Below are 2,303 nucleotides of genomic sequence, written 5' to 3'. Positions count from 1 at the left end.
GCCTTCATATTTCTCCTGCAGTTCGATCAAATGGGGCATGGCGTCGACACATGGTCCGCACCAAGTCGCCCAAAACTCAACGAGGTAGACCTTGCCGGGCCGAAAGTTCGTGAGGGGCTCGCCACGCAGCCAGTTCTCCACTTTGATCGCAGGAGCCGGGGACCCCATACGCAGTTCCATCTTGGTGTCCAAAGTCATTCCACACCTTTCGTCTCTTTTGTCGCGGAATATTTTCCAGTCAAAATCGGACACGGTCTCGAGGGCATCGCTCCCTCTGGCTTGCTTCAGCGAAGCTCTCACCGTGTTGCCGCACATCAAGCTGCAACGGAGGTGCCAATTCCCTCAGCTCCGGTAAGCGGCGGGAAATGCTTTGAAATTCTCCACGAGGCCAAATGCGGCCGATTGTCGTGAACCCGACATGTCTTCTGCCGCTGTCGGGTTTCGCCCTATCACTCTTGAGAGCTTGGACGGCTCGCCTGTGATTAGACTGGCCTCGGCCCTCGAGCAGTGGCAGTTTGGCGCCAGTTCGAAAGCGCGAACTCGCCGGCTTGGTCCTCGTGCCGCCACCGCCGCGTGTGGATTCTTGCCCCGGAGTCAAAATTCGCCTCGCGGTTGCCAACGGCGGCATGCGCTCAATGCGCGTGGCGTTGAGCACCGACAGCACGTAATGGTACCAATTAGTGGATGCCCGTCGCTGCCTCCACTTCTCCAGCCAAGCGCTCGAACGACGCTACCTACCCACGTTCGAGCGCGACCGCGGAATCGCAGACTGCCGAACGTCAGCCGTTGCGAAAGGTGTAGCCGTACCCGTTGATCGCCGGTGCGCCGCCTAGATGTGCGTAGAGGACCCTCGATCCCTGTGGAAAGAAGCCCCTCTGGACGAGGTCGATCATCCCTTGCATCGATTTGCCCTCGTAAACGGGGTCCGTAATCATGCCCTCGAGCCGCGCGCACAAACGGATTGCCTCTTTGGTTTCCTCCGATGGAACGCCATAACCCGGGTACGCGTAGTCCATGAACAACACCACGTCTGCCTCGACAATTTCCGCTCCGAGGTGGACGAGCTTCGCTGTATTTTGGGCGATGCCAAGCACCTGCGCCTTGGTCTTGGCGGGCATGGCGGAGGCATCGATACCGATCACGTTGCGCTGTCGACCATCCTTGGCGAACCCGACGAGCATGCCGCCGTGGGTTGAACCAGTCACCGTACAGACGACGATATAGTCGAAGGCAAACCCAAGCTGCTCTTCCTGGGCACGCACCTCCTCAGCGAACCCCACATAGCCCAGGCCGCCGTATTTGTGGACAGAGGCGCCGGCAGGTATCGCATATGGCCTGCCGCCCCTTGCCTTGACTTCATAAAGTGCCTTTTCCCAGCTGCGGCGGATGCCGATGTCAAAGCCCTCGTCAACCAGGCGCACCTCTGCCCCCATGATGCGGCTCAAGAGGATATTGCCGACCCGGTCGTAGACAGCATCATCATGTGGGACCCAGCTCTCCTGGACCAGGAGGCATTTCATGCCGATCTTGGCGGCGACCGCAGCGACCATGCGCGTATGGTTGGACTGCACGCCACCGATTGTGACGAGCGTATCGGCATCTGACGCGATCGCGTCGGGCACAATGTATTCGAGCTTGCGCAGCTTGTTTCCGCCGAACGCGAGACCGGAGTTGCAGTCCTCGCGTTTGACGTAGATTTCCACCTTGTCGCCCAGATGCTTGCCGAGGCGGTCGAGCCTCTCGATCGGCGTGGGTCCAAAGGTGAGCGGATAACGTTCGAATTTTTCCAGCATGCTATCTCCAGCAAAAAAGTACCTGAACCTGCTACGCACCGGTCAGCCCAGGGGTATGGTCGCGTGTTAGCCGAACACAGATTCCCTATACGATCAGCTCAGTCATCAGAGGGTGACCAAAATTGGTGTGGGTCTGAGCACTGATCCTGTCATCCGCGCATCAAAGCAGCAGCACATGCTGGGCATTCGACCAAGCCGGGACACAGCTGAAAATTGCATTCCGCAGTTGATCAGAGTCAGACGACTGGTACCCGAGCTTTCCTGTAACCATCGGCATGCTGGCCCCTGTGGCGAGTTCCACGAGCGCGGCTAGAGGACTGCCAGATCAGAAAGAGCACGCGGCCGAAGTAGCCGGCCTGAAGCAGCAGCGAACAGGCCAGCGTCGTGACGACTGCCACACGGAGCGAATCCAAAGCGAAGTAAACCATCGACGCATTGCTGCACAGGACCAGCCCCACGAGCCGACAAAAAGATGAAGTGCACGCCGCTCCCCTGGTTTTCGCCAGATCA

At 58.9% G+C, this 2,303-nt stretch carries 3 protein-coding genes; all 3 read right to left on the bottom strand.

Translation table 11 applies throughout. The annotated features are described in order from the left end of the window. Nucleotides 1–180, bottom strand: a 180-nt coding sequence (locus EN932_RS34250; protein WP_128369444.1) for a TlpA disulfide reductase family protein, incomplete at its 3' end; no start/stop codon positions are given. A gap of 599 nt (nucleotides 181–779) precedes the next feature. After that, complete coding sequence (locus EN932_RS34245; protein WP_024505903.1) at nucleotides 780–1,793, bottom strand: 1-aminocyclopropane-1-carboxylate deaminase; 1,014 nt, start codon at nucleotides 1,791–1,793, stop codon at nucleotides 780–782. Between the two features lie 236 nt (nucleotides 1,794–2,029). Further along, on the bottom strand, nucleotides 2,030–2,303 hold a 274-nt coding region (locus tag EN932_RS34240), incomplete at its 5' end, for an exopolysaccharide production repressor protein (protein WP_348630221.1).

Origin of the sequence: Mesorhizobium sp. M7A.F.Ca.US.002.01.1.1 (genome assembly GCF_004022955.1) — a bacterium.
GTDB classification, from domain to species: domain Bacteria; phylum Pseudomonadota; class Alphaproteobacteria; order Rhizobiales; family Rhizobiaceae; genus Mesorhizobium; species Mesorhizobium ciceri.
This window is presented reverse-complemented; position numbering and strand designations above follow the sequence as displayed.

What these genes read in the sequence shown, in the direction of transcription:
- EN932_RS34245 (WP_024505903.1), bottom strand. Translation starts at nt 1,793, where the DNA reads ATGCTGGAAAAATTCGAACGTTATCCGCTCACCTTTGGACCCACGCCG.